The 23255-nt window shown below is 67.3% G+C and carries 19 protein-coding genes, 1 other RNA gene and 1 pseudogene; 4 read left to right on the forward strand and 17 right to left on the reverse strand.

Going from position 1 to position 23255, the window contains the following annotated elements; translation table 11 throughout:
- Nucleotides 1-381: 381 nt before the first annotated feature.
- The gene (locus RA210_RS08040) at nt 382-3318 is read right to left on the reverse strand and encodes an ATP-binding protein (RefSeq protein ID WP_201486027.1); all 2937 of its coding nucleotides are present in this window, start codon (nt 3316-3318) and stop codon (nt 382-384) included.
- A gap of 293 nt (nt 3319-3611) precedes the next feature.
- On the opposite strand from RA210_RS08040, the gene ffs reads away from it, so the two are divergent.
- Nucleotides 3612-3708: signal recognition particle sRNA small type (gene ffs, locus RA210_RS08045), an RNA gene on the forward strand.
- Between the two features lie 318 nt (nt 3709-4026).
- Here the strand turns inward: ffs and RA210_RS22180 are convergent.
- Both RA210_RS22180 and RA210_RS22185 read right to left on the reverse strand, forming a co-directional pair.
- Nucleotides 4027-4728, reverse strand: a complete 702-nt coding sequence (locus RA210_RS22180) for a methyl-accepting chemotaxis protein (protein ID WP_442963389.1) — start codon at nt 4726-4728, stop codon at nt 4027-4029.
- Nucleotides 4729-4872: 144 nt separating this feature from the next.
- A pseudogene (locus RA210_RS22185) lies at nt 4873-5895 on the reverse strand (cache domain-containing protein); the annotation flags it as partial.
- 491 nt (nt 5896-6386) lie between these two features.
- Between RA210_RS22185 and dnaX the strand changes: the two are divergent.
- The 3 genes from dnaX to recR are packed head-to-tail and all read left to right on the forward strand — an operon-like array spanning nt 6387 to nt 9321.
- Complete coding sequence (gene dnaX / locus RA210_RS08055; RefSeq protein ID WP_201486029.1) at nt 6387-8372, forward strand: DNA polymerase III subunit gamma/tau; 1986 nt, start codon at nt 6387-6389, stop codon at nt 8370-8372.
- Between the two features lie 9 nt (nt 8373-8381).
- On the forward strand, nt 8382-8708 hold the full coding sequence (locus RA210_RS08060) for a YbaB/EbfC family nucleoid-associated protein (protein WP_136491381.1): 327 nt from the start codon (nt 8382-8384) through the stop codon (nt 8706-8708).
- 13 nt (nt 8709-8721) lie between these two features.
- The gene (gene recR / locus RA210_RS08065) at nt 8722-9321 is read left to right on the forward strand and encodes a recombination mediator RecR (protein WP_136491382.1); all 600 of its coding nucleotides are present in this window, start codon (nt 8722-8724) and stop codon (nt 9319-9321) included.
- A 72-nt stretch (nt 9322-9393) separates the two neighbouring features.
- Here recR and fnr read toward each other — a convergent pair whose 3' ends face one another.
- The 14 genes from fnr to RA210_RS08135 form a co-directional block, all read right to left on the reverse strand.
- Nucleotides 9394-10137: a fumarate/nitrate reduction transcriptional regulator Fnr gene (fnr, locus tag RA210_RS08070; protein ID WP_136491383.1), complete on the reverse strand. Its 744-nt coding sequence runs from the start codon at nt 10135-10137 to the stop codon at nt 9394-9396.
- Nucleotides 10138-10225: 88 nt separating this feature from the next.
- On the reverse strand, nt 10226-11608 hold the full coding sequence (gene hemN, locus RA210_RS08075; RefSeq protein ID WP_201486030.1) for an oxygen-independent coproporphyrinogen III oxidase: 1383 nt from the start codon (nt 11606-11608) through the stop codon (nt 10226-10228).
- Between the two features lie 79 nt (nt 11609-11687).
- Nucleotides 11688-12404: a sulfite exporter TauE/SafE family protein gene (locus RA210_RS08080; RefSeq protein WP_201486031.1), complete on the reverse strand. Its 717-nt coding sequence runs from the start codon at nt 12402-12404 to the stop codon at nt 11688-11690.
- Nucleotides 12397-12621 (reverse strand): cbb3-type cytochrome oxidase assembly protein CcoS, encoded by a 225-nt coding sequence (gene ccoS, locus RA210_RS08085; RefSeq protein WP_136491386.1) that lies wholly within the window; start codon nt 12619-12621, stop codon nt 12397-12399. The genes RA210_RS08080 and ccoS overlap by 8 nt, the downstream gene beginning before the upstream one ends.
- Nucleotides 12622-12634: 13 nt before the next feature.
- On the reverse strand, nt 12635-15109 hold the full coding sequence (locus tag RA210_RS08090) for a heavy metal translocating P-type ATPase (RefSeq protein WP_201486032.1): 2475 nt from the start codon (nt 15107-15109) through the stop codon (nt 12635-12637).
- A 10-nt stretch (nt 15110-15119) separates the two neighbouring features.
- Nucleotides 15120-15626, reverse strand: a complete 507-nt coding sequence (locus RA210_RS08095) for a FixH family protein (RefSeq protein ID WP_136491388.1) — start codon at nt 15624-15626, stop codon at nt 15120-15122.
- Between the two features lie 15 nt (nt 15627-15641).
- Nucleotides 15642-17057: a cytochrome c oxidase accessory protein CcoG gene (ccoG, locus tag RA210_RS08100; protein ID WP_201486033.1), complete on the reverse strand. Its 1416-nt coding sequence runs from the start codon at nt 17055-17057 to the stop codon at nt 15642-15644.
- 228 nt (nt 17058-17285) lie between these two features.
- Nucleotides 17286-18200 (reverse strand): cytochrome-c oxidase, cbb3-type subunit III, encoded by a 915-nt coding sequence (ccoP, locus tag RA210_RS08105; RefSeq protein WP_136491390.1) that lies wholly within the window; start codon nt 18198-18200, stop codon nt 17286-17288.
- Entirely contained in the window at nt 18197-18382 is a 186-nt protein-coding gene (locus tag RA210_RS08110; RefSeq protein WP_136491391.1) for a cbb3-type cytochrome oxidase subunit 3, read from the reverse strand. Before RA210_RS08110 ends, ccoP (RA210_RS08105) begins: the two co-directional genes overlap by 4 nt.
- A gap of 6 nt (nt 18383-18388) precedes the next feature.
- On the reverse strand, nt 18389-19000 hold the full coding sequence (ccoO, locus tag RA210_RS08115; protein ID WP_201486034.1) for a cytochrome-c oxidase, cbb3-type subunit II: 612 nt from the start codon (nt 18998-19000) through the stop codon (nt 18389-18391).
- A complete protein-coding gene (gene ccoN / locus RA210_RS08120; protein ID WP_201486035.1) occupies nt 19000-20442 on the reverse strand; it encodes a cytochrome-c oxidase, cbb3-type subunit I in 1443 nt (480 codons plus the stop codon). The genes ccoO (RA210_RS08115) and ccoN overlap by 1 nt, the downstream gene beginning before the upstream one ends.
- 370 nt (nt 20443-20812) lie before the next feature.
- Nucleotides 20813-21736 (reverse strand): cytochrome-c oxidase, cbb3-type subunit III, encoded by a 924-nt coding sequence (ccoP, locus tag RA210_RS08125; RefSeq protein ID WP_201486036.1) that lies wholly within the window; start codon nt 21734-21736, stop codon nt 20813-20815.
- 29 nt (nt 21737-21765) lie between these two features.
- Entirely contained in the window at nt 21766-22377 is a 612-nt protein-coding gene (ccoO, locus tag RA210_RS08130; protein ID WP_201486037.1) for a cytochrome-c oxidase, cbb3-type subunit II, read from the reverse strand.
- Nucleotides 22377-23255, reverse strand: an 879-nt coding sequence (locus RA210_RS08135) for a cbb3-type cytochrome c oxidase subunit I (protein WP_201486038.1), incomplete at its 5' end; no start/stop codon positions are given. The genes ccoO (RA210_RS08130) and RA210_RS08135, both read right to left, overlap by 1 nt.

The following is a 23255-nucleotide window of genomic DNA, read 5'->3' on the forward strand; positions in this document are numbered from 1 at the left end:
CAATTCTTGTTTGTAGCCTGCATGGCACTTTGGCCGTGCGGGCCGTTCGCGCTTGTTTGTCGTTCTTGTTGTTGTGCAGGATTGCTAATTGCGCTGGTAGAAAATTAATACCGGGATATTCGTATATTCCGGTTTGCGGTTTTATGGTTGTCGACTTGCAAGTTGGTTGATCTGGTATATATGCGCCGGACTATTTATATGTTCTGGTAGAAAATTACTTCGGATTATCTGTCGGCGCGGCGACAGGTACATATGGGAGAGCGTCCGCAGCGCGGGTATCGCACCGCGGGGAGGGGTGTGCGTCCGCCCCTGCTGTCCGGAGCGGCGAGGGCTGGCGGGCGCCGCAGGCACGCACCTGCGGCGCTCGCTCAGCGCCGCGGATCAGATGGCGGGTGCCGAAGCATCGCTGCCGGAGGCGCAGCGCGGGCTGCAGGCGCGAAGCACCGCCTCGCGCAGGGCGTGTATCTTCAGCGGCTTGGTCAGGTAGCTGATGACGTCGAGGTCGCTGACCTGGGCGAAGTCCTCGGGCAGGGCTCCGGCGCTGATGACGATCACCGGCAGTTCGCTGGTGCGCGCGTTGCGACGCAGGCTGCGCAGCAGGCTGTCGCCCTGCAGGCCGGGGAGGTCGATGTCGAGCAGCAGCAGTTCCGGTGGGTTCTCGGTGATCCAGTGCAGGGCCTCCAGGCCGTTCTCCATCACCTCCACCTCGCCCAGGTCGGCGAGGGCCTTCTGCACCAGCATCTGGCTGGCGCGGTTGTCCTCGACGTAGAGGATGCGCAGGCGCGGCGTGGGGGTGGCGCGCTGCTGGCCGGCGCTGCCGCGCTGCATCGCCGGATTGAACGGCAGCTCGATCCAGAAGGTGCTGCCGATGCCGGGCTCGCTGCTGAAGCCGAGCCGGCCATGCATCAGTTCGGCCAGCTCGCGGCTCAGCACCAGGCCGATACCGGTGCCCTTGATGGTGCTGTTCTCGTGGCCGAGGCGCTGGAACGGCTTGAACAGCAGAGCCTGCTTGTCCGCGTCGATGCCGAGGCCGGTGTCCTCGACGATCAGGCGCAGGCTGGTGGGGGTGGTCTTGTAGCTGAGCGAGATGAGGCCGTTGGGACGGTTGTACTTCACTGCATTGCTCAGCAGGTTGAGCAGGATCTGCCGCAGGCGCCGCGGCTCGGCACGCACCAGCAGGCAGCCTTCGGGCAGGTGGCTTTCCAGCTGCAGGTGCTGCTCGCGAGTCTGCGGGCGGATCAGCTCGATGCATTCGCTCATGATCTGCCGGGCATCGACGGTTTCCAGGCTGACGCTGGTCTTTTCCGCCTCGATGTGCGCCAGGTCGAGGATGTCGTCGACCAGCAGGCACAGGTGGCTGCTGGCGGCGAGGATTTCGCCGGCATACTGCTGCAGGCCGGCTTCCTCGGGGCGCTCGAGCAGTTCGAGCTGGATCATCTGGGCGAAGCCCTGCACGGCGTTGAGCGGCGTGCGCAGCTCGTGGCTCATGCTCGACAGGAAGCGGGTCTTGGCCACGTTGGCGGCCTGGGCCTGCTGGCTGGCCTGGCTGAGCGCCTCCTGGGTGGCCTTGAGGGCATCGATGTCGACGTGGGTGCCGACCAGGCGCTGCGCCCGGCCTTCGACATCGATGGCGATCGCCCGGCCGCGGCTGAGCAGCCAGTGGTAGATGCCGCAGGCGTCGGCGAAGCGGAATTCGATGGTGTAGTTGTCGCTGGGGTGCTGCTCGGGATGTTCGTGGCAGACCACCACCGCCTCGAGGTCGTCGGGGTGGACCAGGGCGTAGAAGGCGTCCAGCGCCATGTCCGGCTCGCCCAGCCCGAAGCGCTCCAGAAAGCGGCCCTCGATGTGGATGCGCCGCTGGTCCAGGTCGATCTCCCAGACGCTGTCGGTGGTCGAGTCGAGAACCAGGGCGAGCTGCTCCTGGGCCTGCCGGCGGGTGGCTTCGCTGCGGGCGAGCTGCTCGCCCATGACGGCGGCGGCGCTGGCCATCCGGTCGAGTTCGTCGATGCTCGACTGGGCGCGCTCGGGGCTCCAGTTGCCCTGGCCGATCTGCGCCATCATGCCGGTGACACCGTCGATCGGCTGCTGCAGCTGGTCGACCAGCTGGCGCGAGCGCAGCCACATGACCGCGAAGAACAGCAGGTAGAACAGCACCAGCCCGGCGATCAGCAGGTAGCCGATCTGCTGGTAGCGTTCGGCGAGGGTGTTGGTCTTGCTGAACACCTCGGCCTCGTCGACCACGGTGATCAGCTTCCAGCCGGTTTCCGGGATGGTCGCCCAGGCCGCCAGCTTGGGTTTGCCGTCCAGCACGAGAGCCTCGATGCCGGTCTGGGCGCGGCTGATGGCGCGGGCCAGGGCAAGGGTGTCCGGGCGCTTGCCGAGGTTGAAGTCGGCCGGCTTGAAGATCTCCTTGCGGATGGCCTCGTCGTAAGAGTGGCTGGTCAGCTCGGCGAGGGCGAGGTCCCGCTCGCCCTGGGGGGGCAGGGCCATGATGTTGAGTTCGCCGCTGGCCAGCAGCGCATAGCCGTTCCAGGCCACCTGCAGGCCGGCGATCTCGCGCAGGATGGTGTCGACGGTGATGTCGAGGCCGGCGACGCCTTCGAGGAAGTCGCCCCGGTAGACCGGTGCGAGGGCCGACATCATCCAGCCCTGGCCGGCGGGATCGACGTAGATGTCGGTCCAAACCACCTTGCGCTGCGGGTTGTGACGCGTGTCGGCGAGGTAGTAGAAGTTGTAGTTGGGGATCACCATGTCGTGGGGATACTGCGACGGGGTGTGGAACCACGGGTAGATCCGGTTGTAGCTGTCCCAGGTGTTGAAGTAGATGGAGGCGATCAGCGGATTGGCGCTGTGCAGGCTCTTCATCAGCGGGTCGAGCTGGGCCAGGCGCAGGACGCGTTCGAGGTCCTGGCGTTCGGGCGGGGTGCTGTTGGCGTAGAAGGAGGCGGCCCGGCCGTCGTCGGTGCGGGTATAGAGCACGCCATCCTCGGTGCGGGTGTGGCGCTGGCGCTCCGCTTCGTCGACCAGGTAGCCCGGCGCGCGCAGGACGCTGTCGATCTGGTGGCGGTAGACGTCGGTGAGCTTGGCGATGGCGGCCAGCCGCTCGCTGACCAGGTGCGCTTCCTGCTGGGCGGCGGTCTTCAGATCGCTCAGCGCGGTTTCGCGCAGGTGCTCGATCTGTGCCTCGCGAATCGAGCTGTTGGTCAGCAGGTAGGCGGCGATCAGCACGGTCTCCACCAGGACCAGCGGAATCAGTGCGCTCTGCACGAAAGCACGCCACATCCAGCCGCGGAGGGTGGTTTTCTTGTTGTCCTGCATTCCTTGGGCTCTCGGTCGCGCTGGGGGCTCTGCTCAGGCAAGGGATCGGCTGCCGAGGCGTTGTCGGTCGCCTGGGGGGCGAGAACGGCGAATCTTGCGGTGCGATGATAATTCAATGCGCTTGTTTTGTGATCCACTTTGCATATTGATGCAGGTCAGACCTGCTGCAGGTAATGGCGATCCGCCCGGCCGCCAGATCGTGGCGCAGAGTTTTTCGCTTGCCGGGTTGTAACTTGCGCGCGACTCGCTACAATGGCGCGGCTCGCCGACTGGCGGGTACGTTATGGTGGCTCCATCGGTCCCCCCGCAACGATCAGCCGTAAACCCGGTCAGGCCCGGAAGGGAGCAGCCGTAGCGGTGACATCGTGTGCCGGGGTGTGGCTGGTGGGGCCACCTCCATTTCTGCCCCTCTGCAGCTTTTCTCCCCGGCCTTTTCCGCAGGCCAGCCTACGCTCCGATTTGACGTGATCGCCCCTGGTGGCGGTTGACGCACCTTTCCCGTCTGTCCCTCTCGTCCTGCATTGCCATGCGCCACCGTTTGCTCATGGCGTCTGCGGACGGCCCCTGTCCGCCGGTTTGTGGCACGACCGTTTCGCCTGCGCTTGCTGGCTGCGCTGCCGGGTGCGCCAGGCCGAAGCGCGGCGCCTGACGGTTTCAGGCGCCACGTCGCGGGCCTGTGCGCCTGGCGCTATCCGCCAGGCGCACAGGTCACAGGAACACGGCTTCCTCCTCCTGCTGCTGCGGAGTCGAGCGCAGCGGGGCGGGCTCGGGCGCGGCGCCGGACAGCTTGAATGCCCCTACGGAAAGGCTCAGGCGGCGTGCCTGTTCGCGCAGGTGGGCGGCGGCGGCCGTGGACTCGCCGGCCAGCAGGGCGTTCTGCTGGGTCATGCGGTCCAGCTCGGCGACGGCGAGGTTGACCTGGGCGATGCCCTGACTCTGCTCGCGGGTGGCTGCACTGATCTCGCCGAGTACCCCGGCGACCTGGTCTACGCTGCCCACGACCCGCTCCATGCTTTCGCCGACGTTCTGCGCCAGCCCCGCGCCGTTGCGCGTCTTGTCGGCCGAGGCGTCGATCAGCTGGCGGATCTGCTGTGCGGCAGCGGCGCTGCGACTGGCCAGCTGGCGCACCTCGCTGGCGACTACGGCGAAGCCGCGGCCCTGCTCGCCGGCGCGGGCGGCTTCGACCGAGGCATTGAGCGCCAGCAGGTTGGTCTGCAGGGCGATGCCGTCGACGACGCTGACGATCTCGGCGATCTGCTGCGAGGCGGCATCGATGTCGCCCATGGTCTTGACCATCTGCGCGACGACTTCGCTGCCCTGCGAGGCGACCCGGGTCGCTCCCTGGGACAGCTGGCTGGCCTGCTGCGAGGATTCCGCCGTGAGGCCTACCGTACCGGTGAGCTGCTCCATCGAGGCCGAGGCTTCCTGCAGGTTGGCGGCGGTGGATTCGGTGCGTGCGGAGAGGTCCTGGCTGCCTTGGGCGATCTCGTCGGAGGCCAGGCGGATCGATTCGCTGCTGTCGCGGATGTCGATGAGCACCTGCTCGACCTTGCCGACGAAGCGGTTGAATGCGCCGGCGATCTGGGCCACTTCGTCGCGCCCGCTGACGGGCAGGCGCCGGGTGAGGTCTCCGGTGCCGCTGGCGATGTTTTCCATGGCGTCGCGGGCGTGGATCAGGCCGACGAAGGCGCGCTTGAGCCACAGGCCGAGCAGGACGGCGGCGCTCAGGGTGACGATCAGCAGGGTTGCCAGCGAGGACTGGATGATGGCGCGCAGGCCGCTGGTCGCCTCGTGGCTGTCAAGGGCGACGCCCAGCTCCCATTCGCTGCCGGCGATCGGTGTCACGCGCAGCAGCCTGCTGCGACCGCCGAGTTCCATCTGCTGCCAGTGGTCGTCCCGGGTCGCGGCAGCGAGGAGCTGCGGGGTCAGGAGCGGATTCAGGATGGTGACCGGCTGCAGGGACAGCTTGGCGTCGGGGTGGGCGATCAGTGTTTCGCCCTTGCGGCTCAGGAACGCGAAGCTCTCCGGGGTCGGGCGGATCGCCGCGACGCTGGCGATGATGCTGGCCAGGGTGATGTCGCCGGCGAGGACGCCGCGCAACTGGCCATCCTGCGTCACCGGGGTCGCGATGGTGACCACCAGTGCGCCGGTGTTGATGTCGGTGTAGGGCATGGTCAGCACGGTCCTGCCGGCCTTGACGGCCTCCTGGTACCAGATGCGCTGGCGCGGATCGTAGTCGCTGCCGGGCTGCCAGCCGTCGCTGCTGATGAGGCTGCCGTCGGTCCTGGCCATGTAGGCCATGGCGAAACCGCCGGATTCGGCCAGTTGCCGCAGTGCTGGGAGCTGGTCCGCTTCGCGCATGCGGCTGCGGGCGGCCTCGACCATGGTGATGCTGGAGTTCACCCAGTGCTCGATGTTGTCGACGTTGCTCTTGATGACGGCATCAAGGTTGCTTTTGATCGTATCCTCGTAGTGGGATTTGACAGTGAAATAGCTGACCACGGATACCAGGGCCATCGCCAGGGCGATGATGGCCAGGCTGGTGAGCTGGATGCGGGCTTTCAGGGAGAAAAACATGGGGAGGAACCTCGGTCAGGGGAAGCGGGCTCTTGTGGAGCTGTTCTCCTGGAGTCTGTGGGGCCGACAGGGATAGCTGCCGATCCTGTATTTATTAGCTTGTTATTGTTCTGATGATTATTAAGTTATTGATATTCGTGGGCGTCAGATCTCCTTGCCGCTAATTGTTTGATTTATTCCGGCAAATGCAGCGAAGCACCTGGCGTCCGGCTGCAGCTGGGCGGCCGGGCCGTTGGCGTGTCCGGTGGCGTGGGAATCGGGAGGTGGCGGAGGTTATCGCTCCGCCGCTGGCGCGGTCAATGGGCTGTCGGAGGCAGGCTTGACGGCCGGGGTTTGCGCCTGGCGTGCGTTCGCAGGGGCCGCACTGCATCCGTCTCCCGGCTGGCCGGGGAGTGCAATTGCCCGGCCGCTCGGCCCTCGTCAGTGCAATTTGCCCCGCGCTTCGCTAGCATGGTGACCCACGCTCAACACAGCAGTAGCGAACCGATTCGATGAGTTACCAGGTCCTTGCCCGCAAGTGGCGTCCGCGCTCGTTCCGTGAAATGGTCGGCCAGACCCATGTGCTCAAGGCCCTGATCAATGCGCTGGACAACCAGCGCCTGCACCACGCCTATCTGTTCACCGGCACCCGCGGGGTGGGCAAGACCACCATCGCGCGCATTCTCGCCAAGTGCCTGAACTGCGAGCAGGGCGTCAGCTCGACCCCGTGCGGGCAGTGCTCGGTGTGCCGGGAGATCGACGAGGGCCGTTTCGTCGACCTGATCGAGGTCGACGCCGCCAGCCGCACCAAGGTCGAGGATACCCGCGAGCTGCTCGACAACGTGCAGTACGCGCCGACCCGCGGGCGCTACAAGGTCTACCTGATCGACGAAGTGCACATGCTGTCCACGCACTCGTTCAACGCGCTGCTCAAGACCCTCGAGGAGCCGCCGCCGCACGTCAAGTTCCTGCTCGCCACCACCGACCCGCAGAAGCTGCCGGTCACCATCCTGTCGCGCTGCCTGCAGTTCTCCCTGAAGAACATGCCGCCGGAGCGGGTGGTCGAGCACCTGACCCACGTGCTCAGCGTCGAGCAGATTCCCTTCGAGGCGGATGCGCTGTGGCTGCTCGGTCGCGCCGCCGACGGCTCGATGCGCGATGCCATGAGCCTCACCGACCAGGCGATCGCCTTCGGCGAGGGCAAGGTGCTGGCCGCCGACGTGCGCGCCATGCTCGGCACCCTCGACCATGGTCAGGTCTACGGCGTGCTGCAGGCACTGCTGGCCGGCGATGCCCGCGCGCTGCTCGAGGCGGTGCGCCAGCTGGCCGAGCAGGGCCCCGACTGGGCCGGCGTGCTGGCCGAGATGCTCAACGTGCTGCACCGGGTGGCCATCGCCCAGGTGCTGCCGGATGCGGTGGACAATGGTCAGGGCGACCGCGAGCGGGTGCTGGCGCTGGCCGCTGCGCTGCCTGCCGAGGACGTGCAGTTCTATTACCAGATGGGCCTGATCGGCCGCCGCGACCTGCCGCTGGCCCCCGATCCGCGCAGCGGCTTCGAGATGGTGCTGCTGCGCATGCTGGCGTTCCGCCCGGCCGATGCGGCGGCGGCGCCGACGACAACGCTAAAGACGCCGGGGATCGGTGAAGCCACCACCGATTCCGCGGCGGCTCCGGTGGCTGAGGCAGCTGCACCACGCATGGCGCCACTCGCCGAAGAGCCGGTCGCGCCGCGGGCGAGCGCTGCGGAGCAGGCCCGGGCCGTCAGGGCCGAGCCGGTGGACGTGCCCTGGGATCTGCCGCCTGCCGAGAGTGTCCCGCCGGTACGCCGGGCTGCGGTGCAGCCGCCGGTGCCCACCGAGCGCCCGGCGCAGCCGCCCGCACGTCCCGAACCGGCCGCCCGCCCGCCGGCTCCCGCGGAGCGCACCGAGGCTGCGCCGGCGGCACCCGCCGGCCCTGTCGCCGACGAGGAGCCTGCGGACGAGGGCGACGACTACGAGTCGATCGACATCGATGCCTATGCCTATCTGGAAAGCATGCAGCCGGTCGATGTGCACGAGCCGCTGGAGCCCGAGCCGGCCGAGGAGGTGTTTCCTGCGGCCCGACCGGCCACCGGCCTGGCCGCCGAGTGGCTGGAACTGTTCCCGCGGCTGGGGCTGGCGGGCATGACCGCCAGCATCGCGGCCAACTGCAGCCTGGTGGCGAAGGACGGCGACCGCTGGCACCTGCACCTGGACCCGGGGCAGAGCGCGCTGTTCAACGCCGGTCAGCAGCGCCGCCTGACCGATGCGCTGAGCGGCTATCATGGTCGACCGTTGACCCTGCAGATCGATATCGTCCGGCCCGAGCAGGAAACCCCGGCTCAGGCCGCCGCCCGAGCACGCGCCGAACGCCAGCGCGCGGCCGAGGCGTCGATCCATGCCGACCCGCTGGTTCGGCAGATGATGGACCAGTTCGCCGCGGTGATCCGCGACGGCACCATAGTACCCCTGGACAATTGAGGTGATCCCATGATGAAAGGTGGCATGGCCGCGCTGATGAAGCAGGCCCAGCAGATGCAGGAAAAGATGCAGAAGATGCAGGAGGAGCTGGCCAACGCCGAGGTGACCGGCCAGTCCGGCGCCGGCCTGGTGAGCGTGGTGATGACCGGTCGCCACGACGTCAAGCGCGTCTCCCTGGACGACAGCCTGATGCAGGAAGACAAGGAGATCCTCGAGGACCTGATCGCCGCGGCGGTGAACGACGCCGTGCGCAAGATCGAGCAGAACAACCAGGAGAAGATGGCGGGCATGACCTCCGGCATGCAGCTGCCGCCCGGCTTCAAGATGCCGTTCTGACGGATAGGTCCCGATGAGTTTCAGCCCCCTGATCCGCCAACTGATCGACGCCCTGCGCATCCTGCCGGGCGTCGGTCAGAAGACCGCCCAGCGCATGGCGCTGCACCTGCTCGAGCGCGACCGCAGCGGCGGCCTGCGCCTGGCCCAGGCGCTGAGCCGGGCGATGGAGGGGGTCGGCCATTGCCGGCAGTGCCGCACGCTGAGCGAGGACGAGCTGTGCCCGCAGTGCAGCGATCCGCGCCGTGACGACGAGCTGCTCTGCGTGGTGGAGGGGCCGCTGGACGTGTTCGCCGTGGAGCAGACCGGCTATCGCGGGCGCTACTTCGTGCTCAAGGGCCACCTGTCACCACTGGACGGTCTGGGGCCGGAAGCCATCGGTATTCCCGAGCTGGAGGCGCGCGTCGCCGCCGGCGCGTTCAGGGAGGTGATCCTGGCGACCAACCCGACGGTCGAGGGCGAGGCCACGGCCCACTACATCGCGCAGCTGCTGGCGCCACGCGGCCTGGTGCTGTCGCGCATCGCCCATGGCGTGCCGCTGGGTGGCGAGCTGGAGCTGGTCGATGGCGGTACCCTGGCGCATGCCATGGCGGGGCGCCGGCCGATCGGCCTGTAAGCCACCGGAAATGCACAACGCCCGCTGCGGCTTGCCGGAGCGGGCGTTGTTCTTTGCGTGCTGCCGTGTGGCTCAGCCTTCCAGGCGGCCGCCGGCCAGACTGCACAGCTCGACCGAGTCGAGGATCTGCACTTCCTTGCCTTCGGCCAGCAGCAGGCCGTTCTGCTGGAAGCGGGTGAACACCCGCGACACGGTTTCCACGGCCAGACCCAGATAGTTGCCGATCTCGCTGCGCGACATGGCCAGGCGGAACTGGTTGGCCGAGTAGCCGCGGGCGCGGAAGCGTGCGGAGAGGTTGACCAGGAAGGTGGCGATGCGCTCGTCGGCGGTCTTCTTCGACAGCAGGAGCATCATCTGCTGGTCGTCGCGGATCTCGCGGCTCATCATGCGCATCAGCTGGCGGCGCAGCTGCGGCAGTTGTACCGACAGCTCGTCGAGCTTCTCGAAGGGGATCTCGCACAGCGAGGTGGTTTCCAGCGCCTGGGCCGACACCGGGTAGGCCATGCCATCCATCCCCGACATGCCGACCAGCTCGCTGGGCAGGTGGAAGCCGGTGATCTGCTCCTCGCCGCCGTCGGTGACGCTGAAGGTCTTCAGCGCGCCGGTGCGCACGGCGAACACCGAATTGAAGCTGTCACCCTGGCGGAACAGGAACTCGCCCTTCTTCAGCGGCCGGCCGCGCTTGACGATGTTGTCCAGCGCGTCCATGTCCTCGAGATTGAGGGACAGCGGCAGGCACAGCGGGGCGAGGCTGCATTCCTTGCAGTGCGCCTGCGGCAGGTTGCGTGCCTTGATGGTGTCTTGGCCGGCAGTCATGGCGAATCCTTACCTAATACAACAGAAAGTTGGGCAAGGTTACCCCAGCCAGCCGGAGGCTGCCAGTGTGCCGCCGCGACCATTTGGCTCAGATGACGCGGGAGAAGCGCTGGGTGTCGAGCATCGGCAGGTAGCGGTCGAACAGCATGCACACCGAGCGCACCAGCAGCCGGCCGGCCGCGGTGATGTCGATGCCCCGGGGGTCCAGCTGGATCAGGCCGTCCTCGGCGACACGCTGCAGGCTTGGCCAGACATCGTTGAAGTAGCCGCGGAAGTCGATGTTGAACTGCTCCTCGATCTCGGCGAAGTCGAGCCGGAAGTGGCAGATCAGCTGCTGGATCACCGCGCGGCGGATGCGGTCGTCGCTGGTGCAGTGCAGGCCGCGGCGGGTGGCGAGCTGATTGGAGTCGAGGGTGCTCTGGTAGTCGGCGATGTCGCTGCTGTTCTGGCAGTAGAGGTCGCCGATCTGGCTGATCGACGACACACCGAGGCCGATCAGGTCGCAGTGGCCGTGGGTGGTGTAGCCCTGGAAGTTGCGCTGCAGGCTGCCTTCCTCCTGGGCGATGGCCAGTTCGTCGTCGGGCAGGGCGAAGTGGTCCATGCCGATGTAGCGATAGCCGGCGGCCGTCAGTTGCTCGATGGTGCGCTGCAGCATCTCCAGCTTGGCGCCGGGGCTGGGCAGGTCCGCGGCGTTGATCCGCCGTTGCGGCATGAAGCGCTCGGGCAGGTGCGCGTAGTTGAACACCGACAGGCGATCGGGCTGCAGGGCGATGACTTCCTCGACGGTCCTGGCGAAGGACTCGGGGGTCTGCAGCGGCAGGCCGTAGATCAGGTCGATGTTGACCGAGCGGAACTGCAGGGTGTGGGCGGCCTCGACGATGGCGCGGGTTTCCTCGACGCTCTGCAGGCGGTTGACCGCGCGCTGCACGGCCGGGTCGAAGTCCTGCACGCCGAGACTGACGCGGTTGAAACCGATGTCGCGCAGCAGGCCCATGGTCGCCCAGTCGGCCTCGCGCGGGTCGATCTCTATGCTGTAGTCGCCGGTGTCGTCGTCCAGCAGGTGGAAGTGCTGGCGCAGGCCGGTCATCAGCTGGCGCAGCTCGTCGTGGCTGAGGTAGGTCGGCGTGCCGCCGCCGAAATGCAGCTGCTCGACCAGCTGGTCGGGCGAGAGGTGGCGACTGATCAGTTCCGCCTCGCGCAGCAGGCGCTGCAGGTAGGGTGCGCTGCGCCCGCGGTCCTTGGTGATGACCTTGTTGCAGGCGCAGTAGTAGCAGATGTGGGCGCAGAACGGCACGTGCACGTACAGCGACAGCGCGCGTCTGGCCTGGGCGCTGTCGCGCAGGGCGTGGAGCAGGTCGAAGGGACCGATGCCGTCGTGGAACTGCACGGCGGTCGGGTAAGAGGTATACCGCGGCCCGGCCAGATCGTAACGGCGGATCAGATCGGTATCCCAGCGGATGGCGTCGAGCATGCGGTTGTCTCGGATTATCAGACGTGCTTTGCAGTCTAGAGTCCGGGCTGCGGGGGGGTGTTGACTTGCATCAACCGCTTCAGTGTGCGCCTTGCAGGCTGGCGTGGCCGCCGCCGTGGCCCATCAGCCAGTCCTGGTGCGGGCCGGGCAGGGTCCACAGGCCGAACAGGATCACCAGCATTCCGCCGGCGATGCGCACGCCGCGGCGGCGCAGCAGGGCGGTCAGCCGCTCGGCGGCCAGTCCGGTGGCCAGCAGCACCGGCAGGGTGCCGAGGCCGAAGGCCAGCATCAGCAGGGAGCTGTCGAGGGCGTCACCCTGGCTGGCGGCCCACAGCAGCGTGCTGTAGACCAGGCCGCAGGGCAGCCAGCCCCACAGGCCGCCGAGCAGCAGGGCGCGTCGTGCGTCGCGTACCGGCAGCAGGCGGCGGGCCAGCGGTTCTATGTGGCGCCAGAGCAGGCGGCCGGCGCCTTCGATGCGGGTCAGGCCGCCCCACCAGCCGGCCAGGTACAGGCCCATGGCGATCAGCAACAGGCCGGCGAGCGCGCGCAGCACGGTCGCCGCCGGGCCGCTGGCCAGCGCCCAGCCGGCGGTGCCGAGCAGCAGCCCGGCGAGGCCGTAGGAGGCGATGCGCCCGAGGTTGTAGGCCAGCAGCAGCTGCAGGCGGCGCGGCCGCTGCTCGGCGGGGATGGCCATGGTCAGCGCGCCCATCAGGCCGCCGCACATGCCGATGCAGTGCCCGCCGCCGAGCAGGCCGAGGACCAGGGCCGAGACCAGCAGGGGCAGCAGTTCAGCCACGCGGCGGCTCCCCGTCGCCGCGTTTGCCATCGCCGTGGCCGGAGCTGGCTTCGTCGATGCCGGCCTGGTGCTGGGGATCCTCGTCGTCGAACAGGATGCTGTGCGCCGGGCTGTCTAGGTCGTCGTACTGGCCGTTGTCGACGGCCCAGAAGAACATCCAGATGGCCAGGGCGACCAGCACCACGGCGACCGGGATCAGCAGGTAGAGGGCGGACATGGGAACCTCCGGGTCAGGGGCGGCTGCTGGCGTCGGCCAGGACCGCGGGGGCATGGCCGGTAGCGGCGGCGACCGGCCGGCTGCCGGCTTTCACCCGGCTCAGGCGCAGGGCATTGAGCACCACCACCAGCGAGCTGGCCGACATGCCGATGGCCGCCCAGCCGGGGGTGATCCAGCCGAGGGCGGCGAACGGCAGGATCAGGCCATTGTACAGGCAGGCCCAGGCGAGGTTCTCGACGATGATGCGGCGGGTGCGTCGCGCGACGTCCAGGGCCTGCACCAGGCTGGCCAGGCGGTTGGACAGGAGCACGGCATCGGCGCTGGTCTTGGCCAGGTCGGTGGCGCTGCCCATGGCCACGCTGATGTCGGAGCCGGCCAGTACCGGCACGTCGTTGACGCCGTCGCCGAGCATCAGCACGCGGCGTCCCTGCTGGTGCAGCTCGCGCAGCACGGCGAGCTTGGCGTCCGGAGTGAGGCCGCCGCGGGCGTCGTCGATGCCCAGTTCGGCGGCGACGCTGGCGACCATCGGCGAGCTGTCGCCGGACAGCAGCAGCACCTGCCAGCCACGGGCGCGGGCGGCGTCGACCAGCGCGCTGGCGTCGCCGCGCAGGCGGTCGTCGAGGCGCAGCCAGGCCAGCGGTCCCTGCTGGTCGCCGAGCAGCAGCCACTGGCCCGGTTCGGCCGGCATGGCCGGTGGCGTCTGGCCGGCCAGCTGGCTGACGAAGACCGGCTCGCCGATGCGCAGGCAACGGCCGTCGACCCGCCCGTCGAGGCCCTTGCCGGGCTCGCTGTGCACTTCCTCGGCAGCCAGCGGGGCGCGGCCGAAGGCGCGGGCGATGGGATGCTCGGAGCGGTTTTCCAGAGCGGCGGCCAGGCCCAGGCAGGCCTGGCTGTCGAGGGCGCCGAGCGGGCGCACCTCGCGCAGGGTCAGGCGGCCTTCGGTGAGGGTGCCGGTCTTGTCGACGATCAGGGTGTCGATCTGGTTGAGGCTTTCCAGCACGTGGCCGCGGGTCACCAGCAGGCCGAGCTGGTGCAGGCTGCCGGTGGCGGTGGTCAGCGCGGTGGGGGTGGCCAGCGACAGGGCGCAGGGGCAGGTGGCGACCAGCAGGGCGAGGACGATCCAGAACGCCCGCTCGCTGTCGATCTGCCACCAGACCGCGCCGACCACCACGGCGGTGAGCAGCACGATGACCAGGAACCACTGCGCCACCTTGTCGGCCAGCTGCGCCAGGCGCGGCTTGTCGGCCTGGGCGCGCTCGAGCAGGCGGACGATGGCGGACAGGCGGGTGTCGTCGCCGAGCGCCTCGACCTGCAGGGTCAGCGGCCCCTCGACGTTGAGGGTGCCGCCGGTGACGCGCTGGCCGACGCCGCGCGGCTGCGGCAGGTATTCGCCGGTGAGCAGCGACTCGTCGATGCTCGACTGGCCGGCGAGGATGGTGGCGTCGGCCGGGATCACCGCGCCGGGCGGCACCAGCACGCGGTCACCGAGCTGCAGCTCGCTGAGCAGGATGCGCTGGCTCTGCTCCTGGTCGTCCAGGCGCAGGCAGGAGGCCGGCAGCAGGTTGACCAGCTGGGCGGTGACCTGGGCGGTGCGCTCGCGGGCGCGGCGCTCCAGGTAGCGGCCGGCGAGCAGGAACAGGGCGAACATGCCGACGGCGTCGAAGTACAGCTCGCCCTCGCCGCTGACGGTGGCCCACAGGCCGGCGACGTAGGCGCCGCCGATGGCCAGCGACACCGAGACGTCCATGGTCAGGTGGCGGGTGCGCAGGTCGCGCAGGGCGCCGCGGAAGAACTGCCCGCAGCAGTAGAAGACGATCGGTGTGGTGAGGAACAGGCTGGTCCAGCGCAGGATGCGGTCGAAGCTGTGACTGAGGTCGAGGTTGAACTCCGGCCAGGTGGCCATCGAGGCCATCATCACCTGCATCCACAGCAGGCCGGCGACGCCGAGCTGGCGCATGGCCCGGCGATTCTCCCGCTGCATCTGCTCGGCGGCGGCGTCGGCCTGGTAGGGGTGCGCGGCGTAGCCGATCCGGCGCAGCTCGGCGAGCAGCTGGCTGAGCGGCAGGCGGGCGTCGTCCCAGCGTACCTGCAGGCGCTGGTTGGACAGGTTGAGGCTGGCCTCGCTGACGCCGGGCAGCTTCTTCAGGTGGTGCTCGATCAGCCAGCCGCAGGCGGCGCAGCTGATGCCCTCGATCAGCAGGCAGGTCTGCGCCTGTTCGCCGTTGTGCTGGACCAGGCCCTGCTGCACGTCGGCACGGTCATAGAGGGCCAGTTCGTCGCTCAGGGCCTTGGGCAGTGCCTCGGGGTTGGCGGCGGTTTCGCTGCGGTGGCGATAGTAGCTTTCCAGGCCGCCGGCGACGATGGCCTCGGCCACCGCCTGGCAGCCCGGGCAGCACATGGCCCGCGATTCGCCGAGCACGTGGGTGTGGTAGGGGCTGCCGTCGGGAACCGGCAGCCCGCAGTGGAAGCAGGGCAGGGGCGTGGTCATGCCGCGGCGATCAGGGCGCGAGCTGGATCGGACGGCCGTCTTCCAGGACGAATTCGTCGAACAGGCGCCAGTCCTTGCCGCCCTCGCTGCCGATCAGCTCGACGAAGCGGCGGCCGCTGACCGCATCCTGCATCTGGCCGCGGTACAGCCCGGCCTCGCCGGCCACCGGCTGGAGAATGACGCGGCGGTCGCGCTCCGGCTGGGTCGGCGAGATCAGGTTGAGCACCAGCTGCGCCGGCTGGCTGATGCCGCTCAGGCGCAGCTCGGCGCTGCCGGCCTGCTCGTCGAGGGTCAGGCCGGCCTGCATGCCCAGGCGCTTGGCCAGTTGCTCGCGCTCGAGCGACTGGTTGATGCCCTTGCCGACGTCGTAGTAGTTGTCGGCCACCAGGGTGTCGGCGGTACGTACGGATACCACCACCAGGGTCACCCCCAGCACCACGGCGATGGCCAGGATGGCGATGACGAACCAGGCCCAGAACTGCTTGTACCAGCGACTGGTGATCTCGGGCTGCTGCATGCTCTCTCTCTACTGTCAGCGGACGCGCGGGCCGATGAAGCGGCTTTCGGCGTCGAAGGTCTTGCCGGGAAGATCGGCGGCCTGGATTGTAAAGAGAATCTCGTTGGTGGTGGAAGGCAGCTTTTCCGGATCGATGGACAGCTCGATCGGTACCGACAGCACCTCGCCGGCGGCGGCGCGCACCTCACGGCTGCCTTCCAGGGCCAGGCCGTCGAGCCCCTCGACGCCGATGGTGTAGACGTGCTCGCGCTGGTCCTTGTTCATGATCCGTAGGGTGTAGACGTTCTCGATGCGGCCTTCCTCGTTCTCGCGATAGAGCACGCGGTCCTTGAGCACGTCCAGCTCGGCCAGCGGGCGCATCAGCAGGGCGGTACCGAAGGCGCCCATCATGATCAGCAGGGCGATGGCGTAGCCGATCAGGCGGGGGCGGACGATATGGGTCTTGTGGCCGTTGAGGTTGTGCTCGGTGGTGTAGCCGACCAGGCCGCGCGGATAACCCATCTTGTCCATGATGCTGTCGCAGGCGTCGACGCAGGCGGCGCAGCCGATGCAGGCGATCTGCAGGCCGTTGCGGATGTCGATGCCGGTCGGGCAGACGTGCACGCACATCTTGCAGTCGATGCAGTCGCCGAGGCCCTGGGCCTTGTAGTCGGCATCCTTCTTGCGCGGGCCGCGCCTCTCACCGCGGTTGGCATCGTAGGAGACGATCAGGGTGTCCTTGTCGAACATCACGCTCTGGAAGCGCGAGTAGGGGCACATGTGGATGCACACCTGCTCGCGCAGCCAGCCGGCGTTGCCGTAGGTGGCCAGGGTGAAGAAACCGACCCAGAACAGCGCCCAGCCCTCGAGGTTGAAGGTGGCGAGATCGACCACCAACTGGCGGATCGGGGTGAAGTAGCCGACGAAGGTTAGCGCGGTGAGCAGGGCCACGCCCAGCCAGATGGCGTGCTTGGCGGCCTTGCGCAGGAACTTCCCGGCGCTCATCGGCTGCTTGTCGAGCTTCATGCGCTGGTTGCGGTCGCCCTCGGTGACCTTCTCCGCCCACATGAACACCCAGGTCCACACGCTCTGCGGGCAGGTGTAGCCGCACCAGACGCGGCCGGCGAACACGGTGATGAAGAACAGGCCGAAGGCGCAGATGATCAGCAGCCAGGACAGCAGCATGAAGTCCTGCGGCCAGAAGGTGGCGCCGAAGATGTAGAACTTGCGCTCCGGCAGGTTCCACCAGACGGCCTGGCGATCGCCCCAGTTGAGCCAGGCGGTGCCGAAGAACATCAGGAACAGGAAGGCGCCACTGACCAGGCGGATGTTGCGGAACAGCCCGGTGAAGGACTTGGTGTAGATCATCTCGCGCTTGGCGTAGAGGTCCACGCTTTCGCCTTTCTTGACAGGGGCGGGGGTTACATCCTGGACGGGAATCTTGTCGCTCATCGGTCTCTACCACGGCTGGAGGAGGAGAGGTGCCTCGCGGTACATGGCCACGGGGGCTGTTCACCATGGGTGCAATGGTACGCCTAATGGCGACGGGCTGCATGCGACGGGTCGTCGCGCGATACCTGGTGGGGTATCGCGTTGGCGTGGTTTTTGTGATTCGCGCGCAATGAAAAACGCCGCCCTCCGGAGGCCGGGGGGCGGCGTTGTCGGTTACGACCCTGGCGCTTACTTCTGCGACAGGCTGTACACGTAGGCAGCCAGCAGGTGCACCTTGTCGTTGCCGAGCAGCTCCTGCTGCGCCGGCATCTGGCCCTGGCGGCCGAGGCGGATGGTCTGCTGCAGCTGGGTCAGGCTCGAGCCGTACAGCCAGCCGGCGCTGGCGGTCAGGTCCGGGGCGCCCATGGCCGGAGTACCCTTGCCCTGCGGGCCGTGGCAGGCGACGCAGTTGGTGGCGAAGATCTTCTGGCCGGCGGCGACGTCGGCACCGTGGCCTTCCGGCAGTTTCAGGCCGGCCAGCTCGCTGCGCACGTAGGCGGCGACGTTCTTCACGCCATCCTCGCCGATGACCGCGGCCCAGGCCGGCATGATGCCGTGACGGCCGCCGAGGATCGAGGTCTTGATGGTGTCGGCCTCGCCGCCCCAGCGCCAGTGGGCGTCGGTCAGGTTGGGGAAGCCGTAGCTGCCCTTGGCGTCGGAGCCGTGGCACACCGAGCAGTTGGAGGCGAACAGGCGCGCGCCCATCTTCAGGGCCTGCTCATCCTTGGCCACCTCGGCCACCGGCATGGCGGCGTACTTGGCGAACAGCGGGCCGTACTCGGCGTCGGCGCGGTCCATTTCCTTCTTCCACTGGTTGACGCCGGTCCAGCCGTTCTCATAGCCCGGCAGGACGCCCTTCCAGTTGCCTAGGCCCGGGTAGAGCACCAGGTAGCCGAGGGCGAAGATCACGGTGCCGACGAACAGCAGGAACCACCACTTGGGCAGCGGGTTGTCGTACTCCTCGATGCCGTCGAAGCTGTGGCCCACAGTCTGATCGGTGGTGTCCTGACGCTGGCCCTTGCGGGTCGCGAACAGCAGCCAGGTCAGCGCCACTATGGTGCCGAGGCTGAGTACGGTGACGTACCAATTCCAGAAACTGGTCATTCGTGCTTACTCCTAGAAGCTTCTTCTTCACGCTTTTCGGATTTGGGCTCATCGGCGAACGGCAGATTGGCCGCTTCGTCGAAGCTCTTCTTGCGCCTGCCGCTGAAGACCCAGAGCAGCAGGCCCACGAAGGCGATCAGTACGATGGCTGTGCCCAGTCCACGCAGAGTCCCGATATCCATGGTGCGTTACCGTTTGTTCTTGATGCTGGTGCCGAGGACCTGCAGGTACGCGACTAGCGCGTCCATTTCGGTCTTGCCCTTGACCGCGTCGCGGGCACCGGCGATGTCTTCCTCGGTGTACGGCACGCCCAGGGTACGCATGGCCTGCAGCTTGGCGGCGGTGTCCTTGCCGGTCAGCTTGTGCTCCACCAGCCAGGGGTAGGAGGGCATCTTCGACTCCGGCACCACGTTGCGCGGGTTGTACAGGTGGGCGCGGTGCCAGTCGTCGGAGTAGCGGCCGCCGACGCGGGCCAAGTCCGGACCGGTACGCTTGGAGCCCCACAGGAACGGGTGATCCCAGACGCTCTCGCCGGCGACCGAGTAGTGGCCGTAGCGCTCGGTTTCGGCGCGGAACGGACGGACCATCTGCGAGTGGCAGCCGACGCAGCCTTCCCTGATGTAGATGTCGCGGCCTTCCAGTTGCAGCGCGGTGTAGGGCTTCATGCCTTCCACCGGCTCGTTGACCACGTCCTGGAAGAACAGCGGCACGATCTGGGTCAGGCCGCCGATGCTGACGGCGATGACCATCAGCAGCGCCATCAGGCCGATGTTCTTCTCGACAATGTCATGATTCTTCATCAGTGGGCTCCTTGAACCACGAACTTCTCGGCGGCGGCCATTTCAGCGGCCTTGGCCACGCGCACGGTGCGCCAGGTGTTGTAGGCCATCAGCAGCATGCCGGTCAGGAAGAAGGCGCCGCCGATCATGCGCACCAGGAAGCCCGGGTGGCTGGCTTCCAGCGCCTCGACGAAGGAGTAGGTCAGGGTGCCGTCCTCGTTGACCGCGCGCCACATCAGGCCCTGGGTGATGCCGTTGACCCACATGGAGGCGATGTACAGCACGGTGCCGATGGTGGCCAGCCAGAAGTGGGCGTTGATCAGGCCGATGCTGTGCATTTCCTTGCGGCCGAACACCTTCGGCAGCAGGTGGTACAGCGAGCCGATGGACACCATGGCGACCCAGCCGAGGGCACCGGCATGCACGTGGCCGATGGTCCAGTCGGTGTAGTGGGACAGGGCGTTGACGGTCTTGATGGCCATCATCGGGCCTTCGAAGGTGGACATGCCGTAGAAGGCGAGGGAGACCACCAGGAAGCGCAGGATCGGGTCATGGCGCAGTTTGTGCCAGGCCCCGGACAGGGTCATCATGCCGTTGATCATGCCGCCCCAGCTCGGAGCGAGGAGGATGACCGACATCACCATGCCGAGGGACTGGGCCCAGTCCGGCAGGGCGGTGTAGTGCAGGTGGTGCGGACCGGCCCAGATGTACAGGGTGATCAGCGCCCAGAAGTGCACGATGGACAGGCGGTAGGAGTACACCGGACGCTCGGCCTGCTTGGGCACGAAGTAGTACATCATGCCGAGGAAGCCGGTGGTCAGGAAGAAGCCCACGGCGTTGTGGCCGTACCACCACTGCACCATGGCGTCGGTGGCGCCGCTGTACAGCGAGTAGGACTTGAACAGGGTGACCGGGATCTCCATGTTGTTGACGATGTGCAGCATCGCCGTCACCAGGATGAACGCCCCGAAGAACCAGTTGCCCACGTAGATGTGCTTGGTCTGGCGCTTGAGGATGGTCCCGAAGAACACCACCGCGTAGGAAACCCAGACGATCGCCAGCAGGATGTCGATCGGCCACTCCAGCTCGGCGTACTCCTTGGAGGAGGTGAAGCCCTGCGGCAGGGTGATCACGGCGAGCACGATCACGGCTTGCCAGCCCCAGAAGGTGAAGGCGGCGAGGGTGTCGCTGAACAGGCGTGCCTGGTTGGTGCGCTGCACTACATAGTAGGAGGTGGCGAACAGGGCGCAGCCGCCGAACGCGAAGATCACCGCGTTGGTGTGCAACGGACGCAGGCGACCGAAGCTGGTCCACGGCAGGTCGAAGTTCAGGCTCGGCCAGACGAGCTGGGCGGCGATCAGCACACCCAGACCCATCCCAATGACCCCCCAGATTACCGTCATGACGGCGAACTGGCGGACCACCTTGTAGTTATAAGCAGTCGGACTGATTGCTGTACTCATTGCAGGGGTTCCACGGTTATGGACTTTCGGGACAAAAAACGGCGGCAAGTATGGAGAAAGGAGGTAGCCATTGCAACGCAACCTCTTGTCGTGCAAGGGATTGCGCGCCGGAGAAAAAGGCCGTCTCCCGCCATGTTGTCGTCGTCACTGTGGCGCAGAACGGAGTCTCGAAAGACGCCGCAAGGGTGCTGTCGCGTTGTTTTTGTAACGGCGTGCGACTGGGGGGAGAGCTTAGTCCTCGGCGCCGAGGCTGTGAAGGAAACTTCGGGATAGGTGCGACACTTGGTCGCGCGTGGCGAGGGGCTTCGAGAAGGGGGGGAAAGGGCGGCGAGGAGAAGGGCGCGCCGCATTGCGCGGCGCGCCCCCGGTCTTACTTGGCGGACTGTTGCGACAGGCTGTACACGTAGGCAGCCAGCAGATGCACCTTGTCGTTGCCCAGGTAGGGTTGCTGGGCCGGCATCTGGCCCTGGCGGCCGAGGCGGATGGTCTGCTGCAGCTGGGTCAGGCTCGAGCCGTACAGCCAGCCGGCGCTGGCGGTCAGGTCCGGAGCGCCCATGGCCGGAGTACCCTTGCCCTGCGGGCCGTGGCAGGCGACGCAGTTGGTGGCGAAGATCTTCTGGCCGGCAGCGACATCGCCTTCGGCACCGGCCGGCAGCGGGAGACCGGCCAGCTCGCTACGCACGTAGGCGGCGACGTTCTTCACGCCATCCTCGCCGATGACCGCGGCCCAGGCCGGCATGATGCCGTGGCGGCCGCCGAGGATCGAGGTCTTGATGGTGTCGGCCTCGCCGCCCCAGCGCCAGTGGCTGTCGGTCAGGTTGGGGAAGCCGTAGCTGCCCTTGGCGTCGGAGCCGTGGCACACCGAGCAGTAGGAGGCGAACATGCGCGAGCCCATCTTCAGGGCCTGCGGGTCCTTGGCCACCTCGGCCACCGGCATGGCGGCGTACTTGGCGAACAGCGGGCCGTACTCGGCGTCGGCGCGGTCCATCTCGCGCTGCCACTGGTTGACCTGGGTCCAGCCGTTCTCGTAACCCGGCAGGACGCCCTTCCAGTTGCCCAGGCCCGGGTAGAGGGCCAGGTAGACGGCGCCGAAGATCAGGGTGCCGATGAACAGCAGGAACCACCAGCGCGGCAGCGGGTTGTCGTACTCCTCGATGCCGTCGAACGAGTGACCCATGGTCTGGTCGGTGGTGTCGGGGCGCTGGCCCTTGCGGGTCGCGAAGATCAGCCACCACAGCACCACCAGGGTACCGATGGTGAGGATGCTGACGTAGATACTCCAAAAGCCTGTCATGGATGATTACTCCTGGCTGAGGCCGCGCATCAGCGCTTGTTCTTGAGGCTGGTGCCGAGGACCTGCAGGTACGCGACCAGCGCGTCCATTTCGGTCTTGCCCTTGACCGCGTCGCGGGCGCCGGCGATGTCGGCATCGGTGTACGGCACGCCCAGGGTGCGCATGGCCTGCATCTTGGCGGCGGTGTCCGAGCCGGTCAGCTTGTGCTCCACCAGCCAGGGGTAGGAGGGCATCTTCGATTCCGGCACCACGTTGCGCGGGTTGTACAGGTGGGCGCGATGCCAGTCGTCGGAGTAGCGGCCGCCGACGCGGGCCAGGTCCGGACCGGTACGCTTGGAGCCCCACAGGAACGGGTGATCCCAGACGCTCTCGCCGGCGACCGAGTAGTGGCCGTAGCGCTCGGTTTCGGCGCGGAACGGACGGACCATCTGCGAGTGGCAGCTGACGCAGCCTTCCTTGATGTAGATGTCGCGGCCTTCCAGCTGCAGCGCGGTGTAGGGCTTCATGCCTTCCACCGGCTCGTTGACCACGTCCTGGAAGAACAGCGGCACGATCTGGGTCAGGCCGCCGATGCTGACGGCGAGCACCATCAGCAGCGCCATCAGGCCAATGTTCTTCTCGATGATTTCGTGCTTGTTCATCAGTGGGCTCCTTGAACCACGAACTGCTCGGCAGCGCTCATTTCAGCGGCCTTGGCGACGCGAACGGTGCGCCACACGTTGTAGGCCATCAGCACCATGCCGAAGAGGAAGAAGGCGCCGCCGATCATGCGCACCAGGAAGCCCGGGTGGCTGGCTTCCAGCGCCTCGACGAAGGAGTAGGTCAGGGTGCCGTCCTCGTTGACCGCGCGCCACATCAGGCCCTGGGTGATGCCGTTGACCCACATGGAGGCGATGTACAGCACGGTGCCGATGGTGGCCAGCCAGAAGTGGGCGTTGATCAGGCCGATGCTGTGCATTTCCTTGCGGCCGAACACCTTCGGCAGCAGGTGGTACAGCGAGCCGATGGACACCATGGCGACCCAGCCGAGGGCACCGGCATGCACGTGGCCGATGGTCCAGTCGGTGTAGTGGGACAGGGCGTTGACGGTCTTGATGGCCATCATCGGGCCTTCGAAGGTGGACATGCCGTAGAAGGCGAGGGAGACCACCAGGAAGCGCAGGATCGGGTCATGGCGCAGTTTGTGCCAGGCCCCGGACAGGGTCATCATGCCGTTGATCATGCCGCCCCAGCTCGGAGCGAGGAGGATGACCGACATCACCATGCCGAGGGACTGGGCCCAGTCCGGCAGGGCGGTGTAGTGCAGGTGGTGCGGACCGGCCCAGATGTACAGGGTGATCAGCGCCCAGAAGTGCACGATGGACAGGCGGTAGGAGTACACCGGACGCTCGGCCTGCTTGGGCACGAAGTAGTACATCATGCCGAGGAAGCCGGTGGTCAGGAAGAAGCCCACGGCGTTGTGGCCGTACCACCACTGCACCATGGCGTCGGTGGCGCCGCTGTACAGCGAGTAGGACTT

The organism is Pseudomonas sp. OF001 (assembly GCF_904426495.1).
In the GTDB taxonomy this organism is placed as follows: domain Bacteria; phylum Pseudomonadota; class Gammaproteobacteria; order Pseudomonadales; family Pseudomonadaceae; genus Geopseudomonas.